Source organism: Rhizobium indicum, assembly GCF_005862305.2.
Lineage (GTDB): Bacteria > Pseudomonadota > Alphaproteobacteria > Rhizobiales > Rhizobiaceae > Rhizobium > Rhizobium indicum.
The window spans coordinates 76514-97216 of the sequence record NZ_CP054021.1 but is presented as its reverse complement, the minus strand read 5'-3'; the positions used below and the strand labels follow the sequence as shown (position 1 = coordinate 97216).

Here is a 20703-nt window from a genome sequence, read left to right as displayed (position 1 = left end):
TACAAATTCCCGGCCCGTCTCTAGATCAGGATGATTTTAGGCCCGGTCGGCCTAAAATCTGTTTCCTGATCTACATCAAAGAAATAGAGCATGATGTCGTCCGAAAACCACGCACACTTTTCGGCATCATGCTCTAGCAGATTCGCAGGCACCGTTGTCGTCAAACCTTTAAGAACCCACAGGAAAGCCAGCCCTGGGCAATAAGGCTTCACACCGCCTCGCGCTCGACGAGGTCCCCCGCCATGTCCTTCTGCGTCGGAATTAGCAAACGTGTGCAGAGCAGGCTGACGAAAAGCGGTACCAGCAAGACCGCAAGCCCCGCGCGCAAGCCCAGGAGTTCGCCCAGAAAGCCGATGATCGGCGGCCCGATGAGAAAACCGGTCAGGGCTGCGAAGGAGAGCGTCGCAACACTTGAAGCGGGCGGGCGGTCAGTCAGCGAAGCGACGGCCGTCACCGCAAGCGGAAACCCGACCGAGACGCCGACACCGACTGCGGCAAAGCCGAGTAGCGCAAGCGGCGTCGCCGGTGCAAGGAGAACGACGAGCATGCCGGCAAGCGAGGCGATGCCGCAGCCACGGGCAATGGCAACCGCGCCGAAACGGCTTTTCATGTAATCACCGCTGAAGCGCCCCGCCGCAACCATGAAAGCGAAAACCGAATAACCGAGGCCGGTTTGCGCACCTTCTGCATTCATGACATCGCGGAGGTAGACCGCCGACCAATCGGCGATCGCACCTTCAGTCATCGTCACGCCGAAGACGAAGGCGCAGATCCCGAGCAGAGCAAGACTGGGCAGCTTGAAGCCGGTTATTGCCTGCGAATTCTCCGCATGGTGACTTTCCGGCAATTTCGGCAGGCGCAGGCTGGCAATCAGCGCAGCCGGCAGGATGATGATCGCCGTGATCAGGATCGACCAGTGCGGCGAAAGCCCGATGGCTATGGCACCAACGCCGATCAGGCTGCCGACCATGATGCCGAAGCTCCAGAAGCCGTGGCAGCGGCTCATGATGATCAGCCCCGTCGCCTTCTCCGTCACATCGGCCTCGACATTCATGCCGAGTTCCACCGTCGAAAGCGCGACCCCAACGACAATCAAGGCGAAGAATAGAAGCATGGCGCTGGGAGCGAAGGCTGGAAGCGAAACCACGGCAAGAAAGAAGATGAAACCATAGATGATCGCCATGCGCCCGCCAATGCGCGAGACGAGGCGGCCGGCAAACGGCAGGGTGATTAGCGTGCCGATCGGCAATCCCAGAAGTGCGACGGCGAGATCGGCGGTGCCGAGTTCAAGCTTCGCCTGGATATCAGGAATGCGCGGCAACCAGGCGCCAAAGGCAATCGGCTGCAGAAAGAAGATCAGCATGACAAGTCTTTGCAGCGGCACGGCGCATCCCTTTATGTCTTGAGCGGCAAACACCCGCCCGCGATTCCCCACAGAGATGTTGCGCGATGACATCGGTGAAATAAAGCGCGCAGTGCCTTATCACGTGCTGAGACCGAAACCCTGCATCAGTCGGCGCGTCGCAAAATCGGGATTGCCGGATGTAAAGACGGCAAAGTCGAAATTATCGGGATGAACGGCATCGGCGATCTGCGGAACGAGTGTGCGCGCCCGCCGGGCAATGGCTTCTGCCGGATCCAGCCAGTCCACCGGCCAAGGCGCCAGTCTGCGGAATAGATTGGCCATGAAGGGATAATGCGTGCAGGCGAGCACGACGATATCGGTCCTCTGACTGTCCTTCTCGACGAAGCATTGATCAATTTCGGCAAGCACGGCGTCGTCGGAGACGGCGTCTCCGCGAATATAGGCCTCCGCCATGCGCGCAAGGTTCTCCGAGCCGACGAGGCGGACATGGCATTGCTGCGCGAAGGACTGGATGAGATCGCGCGTATAGGCGCGCTTGACTGTGCCCGGCGTCGCGAGCACCGAGACGAGGCCGGAGCGCGTACGCTCCGCCGCCGGTTTGATCGCCGGCACAGTGCCGACGAAGGTCATCTGGGGAAAAGCGGCGCGCAGATCGGCGCCAACCAGCGTGAAGGCGGTGTTGCAGGCAATGATGCAGACTTCGGGATCGTGCTCCTCGAGCAGCCGGCCGAAGAGACCGATCACCCGCTCTTTCAGCGCCTGCTCCTCCCAGCCGCCATAGGGAAAGCCGGCATCGTCGGCCACATAGATGAAGCCGCGTTCCGGCATCAGCACGCGCGCCTCGCGCAAGACGGTCAGCCCGCCGATGCCGGAATCGAAGACGAGGACGGGTTTCAGCTCATGCGTCGGCGCTGTCATCTGGCGGTGTTTCCTTGGTCGCGGTCGGGAACCGGCCGCCGCGCGGGCTCTTGCGTGAGAAACGGTCGAGGGAGGAGATGACGCCGCGCAACACGCTGATTTCCTGCTCCGTGAAAGCCCGGCGGGATAGAACAGCGCGCAGATTGTCGACCATTTTCGGCTTTTTCCCGGCAGGATGGAAATAACCGCGCGCATCGAGCGCGTCTTCCAGCTGGTCGAACAGACCGAACAGCTGTTCCTTGGTCGAAGGCGTTTGCCCCATCGCCTGGAAGGGCACGGCGCCGAGATCCTCCATGCCGGATTTCATCCACTCATATGACATCAGCAGCACTGCCTGGGCGATGTTCAGCGAAGCAAAGGCCGGATTGACGGGAAAGGTGACGATCTCGTCGGCAAGCGCCACCTCCTCGTTGGTCAGCCCCCAGCGCTCGCGCCCGAAGAGGATGCCGGTGCCCTCGCCGGCGCGAAACCTCGCCCGCAGCGTTTCGGCGGCAATGACCGGCGAGCGCACCGGCTTATAGCCATCGCGCTCGCGCGCCGTCGTCGCATAGACGAAATTAAGATCGGCGACCGCCTGTTCCAACGTGTCGTAGACCTTGGTCGCCTCGATCACGTGGTCAGCCTTGGAGGCAGTCGCCAGGGCTTTCTCGTTCGGCCAGCCGTCGCGCGGATTGACGAGGCGCAATTCAGCAAGGCCGAAATTCGCCATGGCGCGCGCCACCATGCCGATATTCTCGCCCATCTGCGGCTCGACCAGAATGATGGCCGGCCCTTCGGCCAGAAGTTGACGCTCGCTGTTCGTGCCTGCCATCGTTCTATCCCTGTTTCGAGCGCGCAATAACCTCGCCCGGCGCAAACGGCAAGACATCAGCCTGCGGATAGAGCCTTTCCAGTGCCGAACCGATCATTTCGAGCCCGAGTCTGGCGCCCTCGCGCGACAGCGGCAGGTGCCGCCCTGTCGTCCGCGACGCCTTGCGCTCGATGAAGAAACAGGTCGAGCCGCGCGGAGCCGCATCCTTCATCAGCGCCAGATCCGACGCGATCAGCCTCTTCAGCTCGTCGGCCTCGGCCGATGCTGCGTAGCTCTTCGCCAGGATGCGCGCCCAGTAGGTGCAGGAGAGGAAGATCGCCAGCGTCTGGCGGATCTGGCCGGGCCGCGTCACCACCGACCAGGACGAGCCGAGCGGCCGCGCCGCCACCGTCACGTCGCGGTAGCAGGCATCGATCTTTTGCGACAGCGCAATCAGCACAAAACCGCTCTTGCCTTTGCCGATCGCGCTCAACAACTCGTCCAGCGCCTGAAACCAGCGGGCGAGTGCCGCATCCAGCGCGCCGCGCGTGCGTGCCGGAAAGACCAGGAAGGCAACCGCCGTTCCGGCCACCGCGCCGATCAAGGTCTCCCCGATGCGCAGTTGCAGGAGATCAAGCGTCAGCACCCCGGTCATGCCGTAGACCAGGCAGAGCACGATCGAGATGAAGAAGGTCATCGTCGCATAGGAGACCTGCAGGAAATAGAAGGCGAGGAAGATGCAGATGCCGGCGACCGGAATGGCGATGACAGGCTCACCCGAAATCAGCGTCGCCAGCACGAGGCCGATGGCGATCCCGAACACCGTGCCGAGCGAGCGCGACAACGCCTTCATCGCCGTGTCACCGCGCGAATTGGTGTTGGTGAAGACAAGGAAGGCGGCAAGCACCGCCCAGAACCAGCGCTCGCGCGACAAGAGCAGGCCGAAGCCCATGGCGAGCGCCGAGGCGAGCGTGATCTGCAGCGCCGAGCGCAGCAGCGGATTGGCGAATGAAAAGTCGATCCTCTCAGGCTGCGCCGTGTCCTTGACGGCATCGATGCCGGCAAAGCCGGAAGCCTGCCCCTCGCCGATCGCCTGCGTCAATTGCTGCCGCGCCTCGCCGAGCCAGAGCAGCGCCCGCACGGTTTCGCCTTGCGGCTCGTCCTTGATGGCTTCGGCCATCCCCTCATAGGTGGCGAGCTCCGCCTTGTCGGCCTCGATCACGGCATGGACGAGCGCAAAGGGCGGCAGGCTCTGGAAGCTCACCACGATCGCGCTTTCGGCAGCGAGATGCGCATCGAAGAGCCGAATCGCCAATTCCGCGGCGGGATCGGAAGCACCGTCGAAGACGCCGGCCGGCGGGCGTGGAATGAAAGTCTCGGCCATCAGCACCACTTCCTTCAGCCGGTCTTCCAGCTGGCGCAGCTCCTGCCGGTCGGCCTCGCCGATATGACCGCTGCCGGCAAGGGTGGCGAGCTTGAAGAGGATCTGGTTGATCCGGCCGCGCACGCTTTCGAGCGAGCGCAGCAGGTCGCGCCGCCAGTTGTCCGGCAGGAGCACGGCTCTCACCGCATGGCCGACCAGCACCGCCACGACGGGGCCGATCGCCACCGCCGGCAGCTCGGCAAGGGAAGGCCGGAAATAAGACCCCATGAAATAGGAGGTGAAGGCGAACATGCCGATCGCAAAGCCGCGCGGCCCGAACACCCGCCCGACCGATGCGAGCGCGATCACCACCAGGAAGACGAGATCGGAGAGAAAACGGCGATCCTCGAGCCCCGCCGCAATGGCGACGACGGCAAGGCTCGCGACACAGCCGAAAAGCCGCGTCACCAGCTGGCGCGAATTGCCCTTGTCGCGCACCGCCACCCCGCCCTCGATCGACAGCACGATGCCGAGACCGAAGGCCGCCGTCGGCAGCGGCACGATCAACATCTGGATGGCGAACAGGATGGCGAAGGAAAGGACGATCGTCAGCGTCACCCGTGAAGCCATGCGCAGGCGCGAAAGCGCCGGATCGTTGGCAAGCAGCCAGTCGCGGAACTGAAAACCGGAAAACAAGTGCAAGAGCCCCTCATGCTGCCCAGATCGACAGATACCGCCGCAAGAGCGGAAATCAAACCGCCCGAGATCGAATCCCGATGCTCTTGAATGTCGCGCGCCTATTGGCCCTTGGCAATCAGCGCCATCGTCGCCTTCAGGGAATAGCGCGCCTGCGTTTCGATATTCTCGGTAACGATATCGTCGATAACGGTTTTGCCGCCCTCTTCGACCACTAGGAAACGAACAGTCGTATAATCCTTGGCGTCAGGCGCGTCCGAGCAGGCGGATTTTCGGAAGCGCACCGTCACCTCGGCCACGCCGTCGACCACAGGCGCTGCCGCCATCGTCAGATCCTCCAGCGGGCAGGCATCCTGGCCGTTGACGATGACATCGTAGTCGAAAGGCGAAATGCCGTCGTCGTCGACGGCGGGAAACTGCGCCGCCGCCTGGTATCTCGCGACGAAATCCCGGCTGTAGAGATGGTCGAGCCGGCTCGCATCGAAAATGTCGGTCCAATCGCTGTTATTGTCGGCCCAATTGCTCCTGGTCGCATCCATGATCTCCTTCACGGGAGCGATGGTGTCGCCGGCATGGCTGGTGCCCGAAAAGGCGATAAGGCTTGCGATAACAACGGCGATTATCTTCATGGTCGAATGTCCGGAGCGGCAGATCGAGGCGGACACTAGCTAAATTCCAGCACTTGGCAATGGCGGCAAAAACGCATTGTCGAGCCCCTTGCAGCTTTGCGTTCCCTGATCACAATGCTATAGCGCTCCTCATCACATCACCCACCCGGGACGCCGGTCCCCATTGAAGCTCGAACGAGGCAGATACATGAACAAGATCAAGGTCGCCAATCCCGTCGCCGATCTCGACGGCGATGAAATGACGCGCATCATCTGGCAGCTCATCAAGGACAAGCTGATCCATCCGTATCTTGACCTCGACATCGACTATTTCGACCTCTCCGTCGAAAACCGCGACGCCACCAACGACAAGGTCACCGTCGACGCCGCCAACGCCATCAAGAAGTACGGCGTCGGCATCAAGTGCGCGACGATCACGCCGGACGAAGATCGCGTCAAGGAATTCAATCTCAAGCAGATGTGGAAGAGCCCGAACGGCACGATCCGCAACATTCTCGGCGGTGTCATCTTCCGCGAGCCGATCATTTGCCAGAACGTGCCGCGCCTCGTTCCCGGCTGGACCAAGCCGATCGTTGTCGGCCGTCATGCCTTCGGCGACCAGTACCGTGCTACCGACTTCCGCTTCCCCGGCAAGGGCAAGCTGACGATCAAGTTCGTCGGCGAAGACGGCACGGTTATCGAGAAGGACGTCTTCGATGCCCCCGGCTCGGGCGTTGCCATGGCCATGTACAATCTCGACGAGTCGATCCGCGAATTCGCCCGCGCATCGATGATGTACGGCCTGATGCGTAAGTGGCCGGTTTACCTATCGACCAAGAACACCATCCTCAAGGCCTATGACGGTCGCTTCAAGGACATCTTCGAAGAGGTGTACCAGACCGAATTCAAGGATCAGTTCAAGGAAGTCGGCATCACCTACGAACACCGCCTGATTGACGACATGGTCGCCTCGGCGCTGAAGTGGTCGGGCGGCTATGTCTGGGCCTGCAAGAACTATGACGGCGACGTCCAGTCCGATACCGTTGCCCAGGGCTTCGGCTCTCTCGGCCTGATGACCTCGGTTCTGCTCACGCCCGACGGCAAGACAGTCGAAGCCGAAGCCGCCCACGGCACGGTCACCCGCCACTACCGCCAACATCAGAAGGGTCAGGAAACCTCGACGAACTCGATCGCCTCGATCTTCGCCTGGACGCGCGGCCTGGCGCATCGCGCCAAGCTCGACGACAATGCCGAGCTTGCCCGCTTCGCCGCAACGCTCGAAAAGGTCTGCGTCGACACCGTCGAATCCGGTTTCATGACCAAGGACCTGGCGCTGTTGATCGGACCCGATCAGCCGTGGCTCTCCACCACAGCTTTCCTCGACAAGATCGACGAGAACCTGCAGAAGGCCATGGCGTAAGCCGGCCTTTCCAAGATAACATCGAAACGGCGGGGATTTCCCCGCCGTTTTCATTTTGGGAGAATGAACCGATGACGGCCATCCTGCGACCGCTTGAACCCTCGGACCGCGCCGTTTGGGAACGCCTATGGGAGGCCTATCAGCGCTTCTACGAAGTGGTCATCCCGCCCGAAACCACGGCTCTCACCTGGGCTCGCTTCCATGATCCTGACGAACCGATGCACGCGCTCGGCGCCTTTGACGAAGATGGCCGTCTCGTCGGCATCGTCCATGCCGTCTTTCACCGCTCCTGCTGGCTGCCGCAATGGACCTGCTATCTGCAGGATCTCTATGTCGAAAACAGCCAGCGCGGGCTGGGTACCGGTGCCGCTTTGATCGAGGCAGTCGCCGACCTCGCCCGCGCCAACGGCGCAGGCAGGCTCTATTGGATGACGCACGAAACGAATGCAACGGCGCGGCGGCTCTACGACAGGATCGCCGAGCGCTCCGGCTTCATCCAATATCGCAAGGCGCTCTAACGGTCGGGACTTGCAGGCGGCCATCGCTGCGCTATTGATTCCGTGGGACCAAATAACGGCAACACGAGGAGGATTTCATGACCGAGGAACTGGTATTCTATACGAACCCGATGTCGCGCGGCCGCATCGCGCGCTGGATGCTGGAGGAGATCGGCCAGCCCTACCGCACCGAATACCTGACCTTCGGCGAGACGATGAAGGCGCCCGAATATCTCTCGGTCAACCCGATGGGCAAGGTGCCGGCGATCCGCCACGGCGACACCGTCGTCACCGAATGCGCGGCGATCTGCGCCTATCTCGCCGAGACCTTTCCTGACAAGGCGCTGGCGCCGAGACCGGAAGAGCGCGCCCGCTATTATCGCTGGATGTTTTTTGCCGCCGGTCCTCTCGAGTCGGCGGTGACGATGAAGACCCTCGGCTTCGAAATTCCGAAGGAGCGCCTGCGCATGGCCGGTTGCGGCGGTTTCGGCGACGTCATGAACACACTCGAGAAAGCCGTCTCCGCTTCGACCTACATCGCCGGCGAGCGCTTCACCGCCGCCGACGTCTATGTCGGCTCCCATGTCGGCTGGGGCCTCGGATTTGGCGGCATCGAAAGACGCCAGGCCTTCGTCGATTATGTCGGCCGCATCAGCGAGCGTGAGGCCTACAAACGGGCCAACGCCCTTGATGACGAAGCCGTCAAGACCATGCAGGCCGCCTAAGTCTCGAAGGCGCGGCGGATCCGACGCGCCCCCCGATCGACGGCGTCAGACGAGCGGCATGTGAATATCCGTCAGAAGCTCGGTCGGCGGCACCTCGCGTGGATTGTTGAGATATTCCTCGAACATAACCCTGTCCTTCAACTGCCGGCCGGATTTCGGCAGCCATTCGGCAAAGAGCCATTGATAGGACTTCGGCATATTGGCATAGGGACCCTTGTGGCGCAGCACGGCATAATCGCCGCCGTCGATCGTGCGCCGCTCGAACGGCGCATTGGCCGGCACGTCGGAAGCGCCGGTGACGCAGGCGATCGAGCGCAGCTTCTCCTCCGGCACAATGTCGGGATCGTCGAGATAGACGCCAATCATCCGCATGTCGGGCTTGGCGAGGCCGCGGGCGTAAAGCGTGCCGAACAGCGTCTCGAAGGCCTTGTCGATCTGCATGTAGGAACCGGTATGGGCAACACCGATCAGCTCGATCGGCGCGATCTCACGTATGGTAACGTCTAACATGACTTTGGTCTTTCCGTTAGGTGAGGGCTCATAGGCTGTGTGGCTTCCCTCTTTCCGGTAGCGGGCCGGCGGCATGCCGTAGACCGACTTGAAAATACGATTGAAGGATTGGAGATTGGGATAGCCTGATCGCTTCGCAATTTCACTGACGGCAAGTTCCGTGCGGACGATCTCGCCCGCCGCGTGATGCAGCCTGAGCCGCTTAACAGTGGCCGCCAGCGTCTCGCCGTAAATCGCCCGGTAGATCCTGTGCCAGTGATAGCTCGACATGCAGGCGATCTCGGCAAGGCGCTCCATATCCAGGTCCTCGTCGAGGTGGTCGTGAATATAGGCCGAAACCCGTCTCAGACGGTTTTCATAAAGTGCCCATGCCGTGTCGCCATTCATGTCGGAACCTCGTGCAAATCGATCGGCTTGAGAGAACCATAACCCGATTTGACAAATCCTGCGGACTTGAACCTTCGGCGAATCCTGCGTAGACCGGAATTCCGGCTCGAACCCAAAAGGAATGATAGATGCCGGATTTTTCAACATTAATGCTCTTTGCCGCCGCAGCGCTGGTGCTGACGGCCACGCCCGGCCCCGACATGCTGCTGATCGCCTCCCGCAGCATCAGCCAGGGACGCGCTGCCGGTTTCCTGACCTATGCCGGCATCGCGCTCGGGACCTATTGCCACGCCCTTGCCGCAGCCTTTGGGCTGTCACAGCTCTTCATGACCGTGCCTGCCGCCTATGAAACAGTACGCTGGGCCGGCTGTTGCTATCTTCTCTATCTCGCCTACAAGACGGTCCGCTCGGAAGGCGCCGCTTTTCAGCCGGCATCGACGCTCAAGCGGCTGTCGGGCCGGCGTATCTTCTTTGCGGGCCTCGCCACCAATCTGCTCAATCCGAAGATGGCGCTCTTCGTCATGGCGCTCTTTCCGCAATTCGTGAATGCATCAGCCGGATCGCTGACGATGCAGATGCTGATACTAGCAAGCGTCCTGAACGGCATTGGACTCGCCGTGAATGGCGCCGTGATCTTCCTCGGAAGCACGATCCGTTCGAAACTCCAATCGGCGAGCCGTTTCCCGAAGTTGCCGCAATATATCCTGGCAACGGTCTTCACCGGGCTCGCCTGCCGCCTGGCGTTGCAGCCGCGAAACTGAACATCGAGGGACCACGGCCGCTGAAAACAAAACCGGCTGCGAAATCCATGATCTCGCAGCCGGTTTGAATTTCAAACTGTTGTCAGGCGGCAGTTCAGCCGGCAAGTGCTACGGCAACCGCCTCGATCGCTTCATCGGCCTTCGATCCGTCGGGGCCGCCAGCCTGCGCCATATCGGGGCGGCCGCCGCCGCCCTTGCCGCCAAGGGCGGCAGATGCGATGCGGACGAGATCGACGGCGCTATAGCGCTGCACGAGATCCGGTGTCACCGCCACCACAGCACTTGCCTTGCCGTCGTCGGACACGCCGACGAGGGCAACGACGCCCGACCCGATGCTGGTCTTACCGTCATCGGCAAGCCCCTTCAAATCCTTGGGATCGACGCCCGAAATCGCCTTGCCGAGGAACTTGACGCCGGCGACTTCGCGCACGGCATCGACCGAGCTGCCCTGCCCGCCACCCATGGCGAGTTTGCGCTTGGCGTCAGCCAGTTCCTTTTCGAGCTTGCGGCGCTCGTCCATCAGCGCTTCGACACGCGACAGCACTTCGGCCGGCTGCACCTTCAGCGAGGCGGCAAGCGTCTTTACGCGTTCGTCCTGTTCGGCGAGATATTCGCGCGCCGATTCACCGGTGACGGCCTCGATACGGCGAACCCCTGCGCCGACGGCGCTTTCACCGAGAACGCGGATCAGGCCGATCTGGCCAGTGGCTCCGACATGCGTGCCGCCGCAGAGTTCGATCGAATAAGGCTTGCCGGCCTTGGCACCGCGCACGCCCTCGCCCATCGCCACGACGCGGACTTCATCGCCGTATTTCTCGCCGAACAGCGCCATCGCGCCTTCGGCGATCGCATCGTCGACGCTCATCAGCCTGGTGGTAACCGGCGAATTCTGCAGCACGATCTCGTTCGCCATATCCTCGACAACCTTCAGCTCCTCGGCCGACATCGGCTTCGGATGCGAAACGTCGAAACGCAGGCGCTCGGGCGCCACCAGCGAACCTTTCTGGGCGACATGGGTGCCGAGCACTTCGCGCAGCGCCTCATGCAGCAGGTGGGTCGCAGAATGGTTGGCGCGCAGGCGCGACCGGCGGGCATGATCGACGGTCAGCACGACCGCATCGCCATCCTTGAACACGCCGTCGACGACGGTACCCTGATGCACGAACAGACCTTCGCCCCTCTTCTGCGTATCTGAAATCTCGATCTTGCCGTGGTCGGACGAGATCACGCCGGTATCGCCCATCTGGCCGCCGGATTCGCCGTAGAACGGCGTCTGGCTGACGACGATCTGCACCTTGTCGCCGGCCGACGCCTCGGCAGCGACAGCGCCGTCCTTGACGATTGCCTGCACGACACCCTCGGCCGTCTCGGTATCGTATCCGAGGAATTCGGTGGCGCCGTGTTTTTCCCGAAGCTCGAACCAGACGGTTTCCGTTGCCTTCTCGCCGGAACCCGCCCAGTGCGAGCGGGCTTCGGCCTTCTGGCGCTGCATCGCATCGGTGAAGCCGGAGATGTCGACACCGATCTCACGGGCACGCAGTGCATCCTGCGTCAGATCGAGCGGGAAGCCGTAGGTGTCGTAGAGCTTGAAGGCGGTCTCACCATCCAGCATATCGCCCTTGGAAAGATCCGTCGTCGCGTCCGACAGAAGCGACAGGCCTCGTTCCAACGTCTTGCGGAAGCGGTTTTCCTCCAGCTTCAGCGTTTCCGAGATCAGCGCCTCGGCGCGCACCAGTTCCGGATAGGCGCGGCCCATCTGCTGCACCAGCGTCGGCAGCAACTTGTAGACCAGCGGTTCCTTGGCGCCGAGCAGCTGTGCATGGCGCATGGCGCGGCGCATGATGCGGCGCAGCACATAACCGCGGCCCTCATTCGACGGAAGCACGCCGTCAGCGATCAGGAAGGCCGAGGAGCGCAGATGGTCGGCGATGACGCGGTGGCTGGCGCTGCCTTCCGCCTTGACGCCCATCGTGTCCTCGATGGTGCCGATCAGCGTGCGGAAGAGATCGGTGTCGAATACGCTCTGAACGCCCTGCAGAACGGCGGCCATGCGCTCCAGGCCCATGCCGGTATCGATCGACGGACGCGGCAGCGGCGAGCGCTCGCCGGGTGCAGTCTGCTCGAACTGCATGAAGACGAGGTTCCAGAATTCCAGGAACCGGTCGCCATCTTCCTCCGGCGAGCCCGGAGGGCCGCCCCAGACATTCTCACCCTGGTCGATGAAGATTTCCGAGCACGGGCCGCAGGGGCCGGTATCGCCCATCTGCCAGAAATTGTCTGAGGTCGGGATGCGGATGATCTTGTCGTCGGAAAAGCCGGCGATCTTCTTCCACAGCGTCGCAGCTTCTTCGTCCTCGGAATAGACGGTCACCAGCAGGCGGTTCTTCGGAAGGTCGAAGCCTTCGGTGACGAGCTTCCAGGCAAGCTCGATCGCATTCTCCTTGAAATAGTCGCCGAAGGAGAAGTTGCCGAGCATCTCGAAGAAGGTCAGGTGGCGTGCAGTATAACCGACATTGTCGAGGTCGTTGTGCTTGCCGCCGGCTCGCACGCATTTCTGCGAAGACGTCGCCGTCGAATAGGGACGCTTTTCGAGGCCGGTGAAGACGTTCTTGAACTGCACCATGCCGGCATTGGTGAACATCAGCGTCGGGTCGTTGCGCGGCACGAGCGGGCTCGACGGAACGATCTCATGGCCGTTCTTCTTGAAATAGTCGAGGAAGGTCGACCGGATATCGTTCACACCGCTCATGCTATGCCCTTCAATGCTGCCGGAGGCAGGTAATTTAAATTCATCGGCTTTTAACGTTCACCCCCGCCGCTGTCCAGCAGACAAACAAAACCGGCCGCATTCTCATCAGGAATGCGGCCGGTTGGAACTGTCCGATGAGTTTAGGCGCGAAAATTACATTTCCGCAGTGGCATCGCCATCGCCGTCATCGGGGTCCGGTCCGCCGTTCTGCAGGAAGCGGTCGGCGATCAGGCCGGCATTCTGGCGCAGCGACAGTTCGATCTCGCGGGCGAGATCCGGATTGTCGCGCAGGAAGGTCTTGGCGTTTTCACGGCCCTGGCCGAGGCGCTGGCTGTTATAGGAGAACCAGGCGCCCGACTTTTCGACGATGCCGGCCTTGACGCCGAGATCGACCAGTTCGCCGGTCTTGGAAACACCCTCGCCATACATGATGTCGAACTCGACCTGCTTGAAGGGCGGCGCCATCTTGTTCTTGACGACCTTGACGCGGGTCTGGTTGCCGATCACCTCTTCGCGCTCCTTGACCGCGCCGATGCGGCGGATGTCTAGGCGCACGGAAGCATAGAACTTCAGCGCATTGCCGCCCGTCGTCGTTTCCGGCGAACCGAACATAACGCCGATCTTCATGCGGATCTGGTTGATGAAGATAACCATGGTGTTCGACTTCGAGATCGAAGCGGTGAGCTTGCGCAGCGCCTGGCTCATCAGGCGCGCCTGAAGACCGGGAAGGCTATCGCCCATCTCGCCTTCGATTTCGGCACGCGGCGTCAGGGCAGCGACCGAGTCGACGACGAGAACGTCGACGGCGCCGGAGCGCACCAGCGTATCGGTGATTTCAAGCGCCTGCTCGCCGGTATCGGGCTGCGAGATCAGAAGGTTCTGCAGGTCGACGCCAAGCTTGCGGGCATAGACGGGATCGAGCGCATGTTCGGCATCGACGAAGGCGCAGATGCCGCCCTTCTTCTGCGCTTCGGCAATCGTCTGCAATGCAAGCGTGGTCTTACCGGAGCTTTCCGGCCCGTAGATCTCGATGATGCGGCCCCTCGGCAGGCCACCAACGCCGAGTGCAATATCGAGACCAAGCGAGCCGGTCGAGATCGTCTCGATCTCGACAACATTCTCGTTGGAGCCGAGTTTCATGATCGAGCCCTTGCCGAACGACCGCTCTATCTGTGAGAGTGCCGCTTCAAGCGCCTTGCTTTTGTCCACCGATTTGTCCTCTACCAGCCGCAATGAATTCTGAGACATCCGATCCACCTTTAGGTTATTGAAGCCGCTCAAGCAATGTCGAGTTTGTACCCTATTTGTTCCATTCTCGCAATAGGCGATCAAACAGTTGAAAGAAAAAGGTAAAACGACACGTGTTCTGCATTTGTTTTATCAATGAAAAGCAACGGCTTAGGCCAAAAGTGCCGACTCCGCCGCGTCAGGGCGCACCGTATCGATTCGTCCTTCGGGCATCGGGAGAGCGGATCGGATGAAGAAAAAGATTCTTGTTCTCGGCGGTGCGCATATCGACCGGCGTGGCCGCATCTCGGGCGAGACGGCGCCTGGCGCCAGCAATCCCGGCACATGGTTCGAGGAGCCGGGCGGCGGTGGCTTCAATGCGGCGCGCAACCTGGCAAGGCTCGGTTTTCAGGTGACGATGATCTCGCCGCGTGGCGGCGATCCGATGGGCGAGACGGTCGGAGAAGCTGCCGATTTCGCCGGCATCGACGACCGGCCCTTCGTCTTCCTCGATCGCAAGACGCCGAGCTACACGGCGATCATCGAGAAGGACGGCAATCTGGTGATCGCCCTTGCCGACATGGATCTCTACCGCTTCTTCGTGCCGCGGCGTCTGTCCATCCGCTGGGTGCGGGAGGCCTTCGCCGCCCACGATTTCATCCTCTTCGATGCCAACCTGCCGGAAGAGACGATCGCGGCGATCGTCGCAAAGGCGCATTCCCTCGCCAAGCCTGTTGCGGCAATCGCCATCTCGCCGGCCAAGGTCGTCAGGCTGAAACCCTGCATCGGGGATATCGACTACCTGTTCCTGAATGAGGCTGAAGCTGCCGCTCTTACCGGCGAGCGGCCGGAAGAGGCTGCGGGCTGGCCGCCGTTGCTGAATGAAATTGGCATCAGGAATGCCGTCGTCACCCGCGGCCGGCGCGAGCTCGTCGCGCTTTGCGAGGGCCGCGCCATGACGCTGCAGCCACCGATCGCCGACACCGTCGCCGATGTTACGGGTGCCGGCGATTCTCTTGCGGCCGGCACACTCGCCGCATTGATATCAGGCCTTTCGCTCGAAGAGGCCGTCCGCCACGGCACTGCGGCCGCCATACTGACCGTGCAGTCGCGGCACGCCGTCAACGAAAATCTGACGCCCGATCTGCTGAATGAGGCGCTTGCCCTTGTTCCCCAGGTCAGAATTCTGCATTGAAGCGGCTGATTAAATAGTTGAGCATGATGTCGTCACTTCGGCATCATGCTCTGTCGATCACAGGACAAGACCATGACCAAGCCCATCTCCCCTCTTCTGCCGATCGCCTATTCGAAGGAAGTCGCCAGCGCCAAGCAGCGCGGCGCACCGCTGGTGGCGCTGGAATCGACCATTATCACCCACGGCATGCCCTATCCCGGCAATATCGAGATGGCCCGCAGCGTCGAGGCGATCATCCGCGAACAGGGTGCAGTGCCGGCAACGATCGCCGTCATTCACGGCACGCTGCATATTGGTCTTGAAGCCGCGGAACTGGAGCAACTCGCCAAGGCGACCGAAGTGATGAAGGTGTCGCGCGCCGATCTCGCCTTCGCCATCGCCGAGCGCCGCACCGGCGCCACCACGGTCGCGGCCACGATGATCGCGGCGGCGCGCGCCGGCATCCGTGTCTTTGCCACAGGCGGCATCGGCGGCGTGCATCGCGGTGCCGAAGAAAGCTTCGATATATCAGCCGATCTCGAGGAACTCGCTCGCACCGGCGTCATCGTCGTCTGCGCCGGCGCCAAGGCGATCCTCGACATTCCGAAGACGCTGGAAGTGCTGGAAACTCGCGGCGTGCCTGTCGTCACCTATGAGAGCGAGGATTTCCCCGCCTTCTGGTCGCGCTCCTCGGGCATCCACAGCCCGCTGTCGCTGAACAGCCCGGCCGCCATCGCCAACTTCCAGACGGTGCGCGAACAACTCGGCATCGACGGCGGCATGCTCGTCGCCAACCCCGTGCCCGAGGCCGACGAGATCGCGCGCGAAGAGATGGAAATCTATATCGAGCGGGCGCTCGACAGCGCCGAACGCGACGAAGTCACCGGCAAGGCGGTCACACCCTATCTTCTGTCGACCATCTTCGACCTGACGGACGGCCAGAGCCTGAAGACCAACATCGCGCTCGTCGAAAACAACGCGCGGCTTGCTGCTGAGATTGCGGTGGCGCTGGGTGAATGAGAGCTACGGGCTGCCGGTTATGCCGAGCAAGCCCCCTCTGGCCTGCCGGCCATCTCCCCCACAGGTGGGGAGATTGGCTGGAGCCACCGGCTTTCTGAACAAATGTCCCTTTCAACTCGGTGAAGCGTTGATGTGATGGGAAGCGTTCGCCCCTTGTGATCTCCCCACCTGTGGGGGAGATGCCCGGCAGGGCAGAGGGGGGCCAACACGGCACGACCTCTCCGTCAAACCTCCTCACCCGTCCAACGTCTCCTTCACCACAACAGCAAGCTGCTTCAGCGAGAAAGGCTTCGGCAGGAAGCCGAACTTCGCCTCCGGCGGCAGGTTGCGGGCAAAGGCATCTTCGGCATAACCCGAGACGAAGATGAACTTCATGTCGGGATAGGTCTTGCGCAGCTCGCGCAACAGCGTCGGCCCGTCCATTTCGGGCATCACGACGTCGGAAACGACGATATCGACCTTGCCGTCGAGTTCTTCCAAGATGGCCAGCGCCTCGACGCCCGAGCCCGCCTCGTGCACGGTGTAGCCGCGCGTTTCCAGCATGCGCTTGCCGCCGCGGCGCACCGCCTCCTCGTCCTCGACGAGAAGGATGACGGCCGATCCCGTCAGGTCCTCCGGCTGCTGCGGCGATACCGGCAGCGGCACCACTTCGGCCCCGGCGATGGCGCCGTCGATCGAACCTGCTTCGGCGGCCACCGCCGGCTCCGGAATGTGGCGCGGCAGGAAGACGCGGAAGGTCGTGCCCTTGCCGACTTCGGATTCCGGCTGGATGTAGCCGCCCGACTGTTTGACGATGCCGTAGACCATGGCGAGGCCAAGACCGGTGCCCTTGCCGACATCCTTGGTAGTGAAGAACGGCTCGAAGATCTTGTCCATGATCTCCGGTGCGATACCGGTGCCGTTATCGGCGACTTCGACCAGCACCATGTCCTCGGCCGGCATGTAGGAGTAATTGAAGGCAGAGACCTCGGCAGCGGTCAGATTGCGGGTGCGCAATGTCAGCGTGCCACCCTCGGGCATCGCGTCGCGCGCATTGACGCAGAGATTGATCAGCACCTGCTCGAACTGCGAAAGGTCTGTTTTCACAGGCCAGAGGTCGCGGCCATATTGCACGTCGAGCTTGACATTGGTGCCGGAAAGCAGCCGATCGACCAGCATGCGCAGGTCGCCGACGACATCGGTGAGGTTCAGCACCGAGGGCCGCATCGTCTGCTTGCGCGAGAAGGCGAGCAGCTGGCGCACCAGCACGGCGGCGCGGTTGGCGTTGCGCTTGATCTCTATCAGGTCGGCGAAGCTGGCATCGGCCGGCCGCGCCTGCAGCAGCAGATGGTCGGAGGAAAGCAGGATCGCCGTCAGCACGTTGTTGAAATCATGCGCGATGCCGCCGGCGAGCGTTCCCACGGCATTCATCTTCTGCGTCTGCGCCATCTGCGCTTCCAGCGCCTTCTGCTCTGTCACCTCGACGGCATAGACGATCGCCGCCTCCTCTGGCGCCTCGTCGCTCTGGTCGATGACGGCATTGACATAGAAGCGGAAATAGCGCGCCTCGTCGGTCGGTGTGCGGGTGTCGAGGGGCGCGATGTCGCCCTGGCGGTCTTTGGCCGCCGCCAGCGCCGCGGCCAGCTGTGGCCGGTCGCTCTCCTGCACGATGGTTTCGAGATGCGGCGCCTTTTCGAGGTCGTCGCGCGAGACGACGCCGGAGAACATCTTCAGGAACGGCGCGTTGGTCCGCAGGATGCGCCCGTTGCCGTCGACCGAGGCGATCGCCATCGGCGTATTGTTGAAGAAGCGGGTGAAGCGCATGGCGGCGGCCGAAGCGGACTGGCCGCCGGCATCGCTCTTTTCACGCGCCAGCACGATCGTCCGGCTTTCGCCGGGTGCGCCGTCGCGCATCGACGTAACGCTGTGGATGATCTGCACCGGCAGGCTCTGGCCGTTGCTCTTGCGCAGGTCGAGATCGAGCGTCACGGTCTTCTTCAGGCCCGGTTCGGCCTGCACCGACTGGATCAGCGCCAGTCCCTCGCCCGCCACGACGTCGCCGATCGTCATCGAGCCCGGCACAAACTTGGTGAGGTCGAGGCCCAGCCATTCGGCAAGCGTCGCATTCAGGTAGAAGATCTCGCCCTTCCTGCCGGCGGAAAAGAAGCCGGCCGGCGCATGGTCGAGATAGTCGATCGCGTTCTGCAATTCCTTGAAGAAGCGCTCCTGGTCGTCGCGCTCCGTGGTGATGTCGGTGATCTGCCAGATCTGCAGCGGCTTGCCGCCGTTTTCCTCCGGCTGCAGCAGCCGCGCCTTCAGCCGGTACCAATGCGCGCCGGAGCTGTTGCTGCCAGGCCCGACGGCGCGCAGCAGGCGAAATTCCTCCCGGCCTTCCTTGCCTTCGCGCAGGCCGTTAACCAGCCTGTAGAGCGCCTCGTTGGATTCGCGATGGCGCGACAGCAGCGTTTCCAGCGTCTGCACCTCGGTCGCTTTGCGCGCGCCGGTCAGCGCGCCATAAGCGGCATTGGCATAGATGATCCGGCCTTTTTCGTCGGTGATCAGCGTACCGTCGGGATGACTGTTGAGGAAGGCGCGCGCCAGGCTGTCGGACTGGTGCTGCGGCATCACCTCGATGAAGCCGATGACCGAAGACACCAGGAAGAAGATGCCGACCATGGCGAGCACGCCGAGACCGCCAAGCACCACCTCATTGTCGAGCGACTTTTTGAAGAAGACGAAGGCGCCGGCCGCCGCGATCAGCACGAGCGCCAGCAGAAGAATGCGCAAGACCGTGCCAGAACGCCCCCCACGATCCACAAGCGGTGCGTTATAGTCGTCGGCCTGACGCGATTTCGTCATGTATTCCTCACATAAGCCCTCCCGCTTCGTAGCACGAACACGAAGCAGGAATCAGGCACTCTTTCCTTCTTAGCAATTTGCCGCGTCGGCAAAAACACCGCTAGCCGGCAAGACTGCTTGAATTCACAGGCAACAGCGCCATCTGCCCCAGAAGCCAACGCTGCCACCCGTGCGCAAGGTCGCCGGCTGCCAAGCAGCGGAACACGAAATCGCGTTCTCCCGTGACTGGACAGCACCGGCGGCCCTTGCCTAAGGAACGGAAAAGTCGTCAATATGTGCCGAATGCGAAATGGAGTGAGTGACTATGTTGGATGATGTTGTCGGAGCTTATGGCAGCCATTTCCTGCTTGCGGCCGGTGGCGTCGGCCTGGCGCTTCTCCTGCTCATCCTCGTGCTCTGGGTGATCCGCAGCCGGGCGCCCTCGCCCTTCGTGCGCGGCGGCCGCAACCGCCAGCCTCGCCTGCAAGTGCTGGATGCCGCAGCCGTCGATGCCCGTCGCCGGCTGGTGCTGGTGCGCCGCGACGATGTCGAGCACTTGATCATGATCGGCGGCCCGAGCGATATCGTCATCGAAAGCCGCATCCTGCCCGCGGCGGCCGAGCAGCCGGACAGCGCCAACCGCCCGCAGCCTGTCGAGCAGCGTCCGATATCCGTCGCGCGGCCGGAAACACCGCCGGTCTCGCCACCGCGCCCGCCGGTCGCAGCCCGTGTCGAGCCGGTCGCCGAGCCCACTTTCTCTGCGCCGGTTTCGCCAGAGCCGCGCCCGCGCCCAGAACCGTCGGCCCAACCGCCGGCCCCGCCGGCCGTTGCACCGCCAGTGGTCACGAGCCCTCTTCCAGCAGAGCCGGTGACAGCTCCGCTGTCGGCCGAACGCGACAATCCTCTGCGTGCCGTCCCGCCCCAGCCGCGTCCGCTGGAGCGTCCCGCCGCTCCCCCGGCCGCGCAGTCCGCACCGTTCCACGATGCCTCAAGTGCCGCCGAGATCCTCGATGCCGCCCGCCAGCGCGTGCTGCCGCAGCAGCGCATCGAACCGAGGTCTCCGCCCCGCCTGTCAAGGACATGCCGGCGGCCGCACGCGCCGCACCAGGTAGCGCCGAAGACGATTCGGCTGCGCAGTCGGCAGCAGCGAGCCGTCTTGATTTCCAGCGGGTGCTGGAACAGGAAATGTCGAACAATCTGACGGCCGAACGCATCGTGCCGGCGCCGGCAAACCAGGCGCCCCGGCCCGGAGCGCCGCAACCCGGAAACCTGCCGCGCCGCGATCCGGAAATGGCCCCGATCACCGGCGCCGATACCGATCTGCAAAAGGAAGTCGCCCGCATCTTCGGCGAGATGAGCGTCAACCGCGACAAGTGACTGGACGCGACAAGTGACCGGGCGCGACAAGTGAGCGGAACGCACGTCCGGCCTTCCTTCATCACCAAGTTGCATAAAAGCCGCAATGCGGCGACTTTCAGTTCCCGATGCGCCAAGGGACTCCATCTTGTGCTGATAATTTGTTATCGCTCCGGTTGAAGAGCGTTGGCGCATCGAGGTCATACTTTGCCTAAGTAAATACCGGTCTCACTCCAGTTTCACCCGTACTGCCGGACAGCGACACGCTGACGGCGTATGAACATGTTCATCGGGTGGTGGCGAGAGACCGGTTTGGCAT

15 protein-coding genes and 1 pseudogene are annotated in these 20703 nt (G+C 62.4%); 7 read left to right on the top strand and 9 right to left on the bottom strand.

What is annotated here, in order from left to right:
• Positions 1–208: 208 nt before the first annotated feature.
• The 5 genes from FFM53_RS00400 to FFM53_RS00380 form a co-directional block, all read right to left on the bottom strand.
• A complete protein-coding gene (locus FFM53_RS00400; protein ID WP_173883519.1) occupies positions 209–1456 on the bottom strand; it encodes an MFS transporter in 1248 nt (415 codons plus the stop codon).
• 27 nt (positions 1457–1483) lie between these two features.
• Positions 1484–2284: a glutamate racemase gene (murI, locus tag FFM53_RS00395; RefSeq protein ID WP_138389068.1), complete on the bottom strand. Its 801-nt coding sequence runs from the start codon at positions 2282–2284 to the stop codon at positions 1484–1486.
• Positions 2265–3095: an RNA methyltransferase gene (locus tag FFM53_RS00390; RefSeq protein ID WP_138389067.1), complete on the bottom strand. Its 831-nt coding sequence runs from the start codon at positions 3093–3095 to the stop codon at positions 2265–2267. The genes murI and FFM53_RS00390 overlap by 20 nt, the downstream gene beginning before the upstream one ends.
• Positions 3096–3099: 4 nt before the next feature.
• Positions 3100–5139 (bottom strand): FUSC family protein, encoded by a 2040-nt coding sequence (locus FFM53_RS00385; protein ID WP_138389066.1) that lies wholly within the window; start codon positions 5137–5139, stop codon positions 3100–3102.
• 95 nt (positions 5140–5234) lie between these two features.
• Positions 5235–5762 carry a hypothetical protein gene (locus FFM53_RS00380; RefSeq protein WP_138389065.1) on the bottom strand — a complete coding sequence of 176 codons (528 nt, stop codon included), beginning with the start codon at positions 5760–5762 and terminating at the stop codon, positions 5235–5237.
• 187 nt (positions 5763–5949) lie between these two features.
• On the opposite strand from FFM53_RS00380, the gene FFM53_RS00375 reads away from it, so the two are divergent.
• The 3 genes from FFM53_RS00375 to FFM53_RS00365 all read left to right on the top strand — a co-directional run bounded on the left by FFM53_RS00375 (position 5950) and on the right by FFM53_RS00365 (position 8383).
• Entirely contained in the window at positions 5950–7161 is a 1212-nt protein-coding gene (locus tag FFM53_RS00375; RefSeq protein WP_138389064.1) for an NADP-dependent isocitrate dehydrogenase, read from the top strand.
• A gap of 71 nt (positions 7162–7232) precedes the next feature.
• Positions 7233–7679 carry a GNAT family N-acetyltransferase gene (locus FFM53_RS00370; protein ID WP_138389063.1) on the top strand — a complete coding sequence of 149 codons (447 nt, stop codon included), beginning with the start codon at positions 7233–7235 and terminating at the stop codon, positions 7677–7679.
• Positions 7680–7756: 77 nt separating this feature from the next.
• A complete protein-coding gene (locus FFM53_RS00365; RefSeq protein WP_138329301.1) occupies positions 7757–8383 on the top strand; it encodes a glutathione S-transferase family protein in 627 nt (208 codons plus the stop codon).
• Between the two features lie 45 nt (positions 8384–8428).
• On the opposite strand, the gene FFM53_RS00360 is transcribed toward FFM53_RS00365, so the two are convergent.
• Entirely contained in the window at positions 8429–9280 is an 852-nt protein-coding gene (locus FFM53_RS00360) for an AraC family transcriptional regulator (RefSeq protein WP_138389062.1), read from the bottom strand.
• A gap of 128 nt (positions 9281–9408) precedes the next feature.
• On the opposite strand from FFM53_RS00360, the gene FFM53_RS00355 reads away from it, so the two are divergent.
• The gene (locus FFM53_RS00355; RefSeq protein WP_138329299.1) at positions 9409–10041 is read left to right on the top strand and encodes a LysE family translocator; all 633 of its coding nucleotides are present in this window, start codon (positions 9409–9411) and stop codon (positions 10039–10041) included.
• Positions 10042–10135: 94 nt separating this feature from the next.
• On the opposite strand, the gene alaS is transcribed toward FFM53_RS00355, so the two are convergent.
• Together alaS and recA are read right to left on the bottom strand one after the other, a co-directional pair.
• Positions 10136–12790 carry an alanine--tRNA ligase gene (gene alaS / locus FFM53_RS00350; protein ID WP_138389061.1) on the bottom strand — a complete coding sequence of 885 codons (2655 nt, stop codon included), beginning with the start codon at positions 12788–12790 and terminating at the stop codon, positions 10136–10138.
• A gap of 153 nt (positions 12791–12943) precedes the next feature.
• A complete protein-coding gene (recA, locus tag FFM53_RS00345) occupies positions 12944–14038 on the bottom strand; it encodes a recombinase RecA (protein WP_003540131.1) in 1095 nt (364 codons plus the stop codon).
• Between the two features lie 229 nt (positions 14039–14267).
• Here recA and FFM53_RS00340 point away from each other — a divergent pair, with 229 nt between their 5' ends.
• Positions 14268–15212 (top strand): carbohydrate kinase family protein, encoded by a 945-nt coding sequence (locus FFM53_RS00340; RefSeq protein WP_138389059.1) that lies wholly within the window; start codon positions 14268–14270, stop codon positions 15210–15212.
• Between the two features lie 72 nt (positions 15213–15284).
• Positions 15285–16211 (top strand): pseudouridine-5'-phosphate glycosidase, encoded by a 927-nt coding sequence (locus tag FFM53_RS00335; RefSeq protein WP_138329296.1) that lies wholly within the window; start codon positions 15285–15287, stop codon positions 16209–16211.
• 234 nt (positions 16212–16445) lie between these two features.
• On the opposite strand, the gene cckA is transcribed toward FFM53_RS00335, so the two are convergent.
• Positions 16446–19049, bottom strand: a complete 2604-nt coding sequence (gene cckA, locus FFM53_RS00330; protein WP_138329294.1) for a cell cycle histidine kinase CckA — start codon at positions 19047–19049, stop codon at positions 16446–16448.
• 304 nt (positions 19050–19353) lie between these two features.
• Here cckA and FFM53_RS00325 point away from each other — a divergent pair.
• A pseudogene (locus FFM53_RS00325) lies at positions 19354–20405 on the top strand (flagellar biosynthetic protein FliO).
• The last annotated feature ends 298 nt before the right edge of the window (positions 20406–20703 follow it).

What these genes read in the sequence shown, in the direction of transcription:
- FFM53_RS00400 (WP_173883519.1), bottom strand. Translation starts at nt 1,456, where the DNA reads ATGTCATCGCGCAACATCTCTGTGGGGAATCGCGGGCGGGTGTTTGCC.
- murI (WP_138389068.1), bottom strand. Translation starts at nt 2,284, where the DNA reads ATGACAGCGCCGACGCATGAGCTGAAACCCGTCCTCGTCTTCGATTCC.
- FFM53_RS00390 (WP_138389067.1), bottom strand. Translation starts at nt 3,095, where the DNA reads ATGGCAGGCACGAACAGCGAGCGTCAACTTCTGGCCGAAGGGCCGGCC.
- FFM53_RS00380 (WP_138389065.1), bottom strand. Translation starts at nt 5,762, where the DNA reads ATGAAGATAATCGCCGTTGTTATCGCAAGCCTTATCGCCTTTTCGGGC.
- FFM53_RS00375 (WP_138389064.1), top strand. Translation starts at nt 5,950, where the DNA reads ATGAACAAGATCAAGGTCGCCAATCCCGTCGCCGATCTCGACGGCGAT.
- FFM53_RS00370 (WP_138389063.1), top strand. Translation starts at nt 7,233, where the DNA reads ATGACGGCCATCCTGCGACCGCTTGAACCCTCGGACCGCGCCGTTTGG.
- FFM53_RS00365 (WP_138329301.1), top strand. Translation starts at nt 7,757, where the DNA reads ATGACCGAGGAACTGGTATTCTATACGAACCCGATGTCGCGCGGCCGC.
- FFM53_RS00360 (WP_138389062.1), bottom strand. Translation starts at nt 9,280, where the DNA reads ATGAATGGCGACACGGCATGGGCACTTTATGAAAACCGTCTGAGACGG.
- FFM53_RS00355 (WP_138329299.1), top strand. Translation starts at nt 9,409, where the DNA reads ATGCCGGATTTTTCAACATTAATGCTCTTTGCCGCCGCAGCGCTGGTG.
- alaS (WP_138389061.1), bottom strand. Translation starts at nt 12,790, where the DNA reads ATGAGCGGTGTGAACGATATCCGGTCGACCTTCCTCGACTATTTCAAG.
- recA (WP_003540131.1), bottom strand. Translation starts at nt 14,038, where the DNA reads ATGTCTCAGAATTCATTGCGGCTGGTAGAGGACAAATCGGTGGACAAA.
- FFM53_RS00340 (WP_138389059.1), top strand. Translation starts at nt 14,268, where the DNA reads ATGAAGAAAAAGATTCTTGTTCTCGGCGGTGCGCATATCGACCGGCGT.
- FFM53_RS00335 (WP_138329296.1), top strand. Translation starts at nt 15,285, where the DNA reads ATGACCAAGCCCATCTCCCCTCTTCTGCCGATCGCCTATTCGAAGGAA.
- cckA (WP_138329294.1), bottom strand. Translation starts at nt 19,049, where the DNA reads ATGACGAAATCGCGTCAGGCCGACGACTATAACGCACCGCTTGTGGAT.